Origin of the sequence: Streptosporangium sp. NPDC006013, assembly GCF_040614275.1 — a bacterium.
Taxonomy (GTDB): domain Bacteria; phylum Actinomycetota; class Actinomycetes; order Streptosporangiales; family Streptosporangiaceae; genus Streptosporangium.
Window position 1 is genome coordinate 1 of the sequence record NZ_JBEXUE010000893.1, and the last position, 1,792, is coordinate 1,792.

Consider the following 1,792-nt stretch of genomic DNA (forward strand, 5'->3'; position numbering starts at 1 on the left):
GTACCGCCTGGCGGCGGTGTCCGTGAGCCGTTTCGTGCCCACCCTCGGGCGTGTCTGCTCCCACGGATTCCAGAGCGGCAGGCTGAGGAAGCACCTGCCGGTGAGTCTGCGATCTCGTGTTCAACGTAGCCATCAAAACGCACCTCCTCGAGCTGATGGCCAGGGCTGGTCAACGCGGGGCTTCAAGCGCATCGCTGCGCCTCAAGCCCCCTCCTTCAGGAGGGGGTCGTTGACGATCAGACTCCCGTCGATGACTTCGGCGCGGAAGCCGGGGGTGGGGGGCAGTGCTTCGAGAAGATCTCGCGCCGTGCGAGCGGGCGGCGGATCCTTCGGGGAAACATGGTGTGAGGGACGTCCCCGTGTCGTTGTCACCACTAACTTATCCCCCTTCGTGTTCGAGTGAGCACGCTAAGTGTCGCACGGACTCTCTTTGGATCCGGGACACATGCCCTCCGGTTATGGATCAGCTTGGCGAGAGGGGCGGGTGGTGCCGGTGTTCGGGCGCGTTCGTACGAGGGTGCTCGCTCTGGAGTGGTCCCCGGGTGTCCGTTTTGCCGGGGCGGGCTACGATCGGACGGGCTTGGGAAGGGGGCGGCGTGGTCAAGGCGCTGGTGTTCGATGTGGGTGAGACGCTGATCGACGAGACGCGGATCTGGTCGCGCTGGGCCGACCGGCTCGGTGTCACCCGGTTCACCATGCTCGGCGTGCTGGGTGGCATGGCCGCGCTCGACCGGTCGTTCGAGGACGCGTTCCGGCTGCTACGGCCCGGGTTCGACGTCGAGGCCGAGCAGGAGGTGTGGAAGCGGGACGACCCCGCCGGGCTCCGGGTGAACTTCGACGCCGACGACCTCTATCCGGACGTACGGCCCGGCCTGGCCGCGTTGCGCGGCCTCGGATACGAGCTGATCATCGCGGGCAACCAGCCGCCGCAGGCATATGACGCGCTGGCCGCGATGGATCTGCCCGTCGACGCGATCCACACCTCCGACGGCTGGGGTGTGTCCAAGCCCGATCCGGGCTTCTTCGCGAAGGTCGTCGCGGTGTCGGGGCGCGAGGCCGGCGAGATCCTCTACGTGGGCGACCGGCTCGACAACGACGTCCGGCCCGCCCGCGCGGCCGGAATGTGGACCGCCCTGATCCGCCGGGGCCCGTGGGGTCACCTGCACGCCGCCCGCCCCGAGGCGGCCGAGGCCGACCACGTCATCGACGACTTTCCCGGCCTCGTCGCGGCACTGGGAGGCAGGGCCGCCGGTTGATCGCGGACCGCTCGCGGAGTAGGGGGCGGGGTCGTGCGCATCAGGCCATGTGCCTACGCGGAATCGGCTACCCGGTCGTGGATACTTCGCGGAGCCAGGCACATGGCTTCGGCGGCGTCCTCGGTGAGGACACCGCGAAGGACCTCCCTAACGAGCCGGATCAGTCGGGTTCGATGTGGATGGCGCGTTCCTCGGCTGACAGGTCTCCGCTGTCGGGGCCGACATCCCGGGCGTACTCCTCGGATGTCTCGTCCGGGCCGAGGCCCTCATCCGGCGCCACCAGGCGGTCCTCCTCGCGTGGGGGCCGCCGTTCGTGGTTCGGGGCCTCACGCCAGAGACGTTCGTCAAGCGTGTCCTGATGTCCGGGATCGTCCGGAAGGATCTCGTGGTGAAGGCCGAGGTCATCGGTCCACTCCTCGACCTCGATCGCCTGCTCGTCGCTTAGACCTTTACGGTCCGGGGGCATTTGACTCATACTTGCGGCCCTACCCGTTTTACGCCCGAAAACCCCCAGGTCAGAGCATGGCTCGGCGGCC

The 1,792-nt window shown here is 68.2% G+C and carries 2 protein-coding genes; one reads left to right on the forward strand and one right to left on the reverse strand.

Annotated elements, in window-relative coordinates; genetic code table 11:
• Positions 1-596 precede the first annotated feature (596 nt).
• On the forward strand, positions 597-1,256 hold the full coding sequence (locus ABZ260_RS50690) for an HAD family hydrolase (RefSeq protein ID WP_355633044.1): 660 nt from the start codon (positions 597-599) through the stop codon (positions 1,254-1,256).
• Between the two features lie 160 nt (positions 1,257-1,416).
• Here the strand turns inward: ABZ260_RS50690 and ABZ260_RS50695 are convergent.
• The coding region (locus tag ABZ260_RS50695) for a DUF5709 domain-containing protein (protein ID WP_355633047.1) at positions 1,417-1,792 on the reverse strand (376 nt) is incomplete at its 5' end.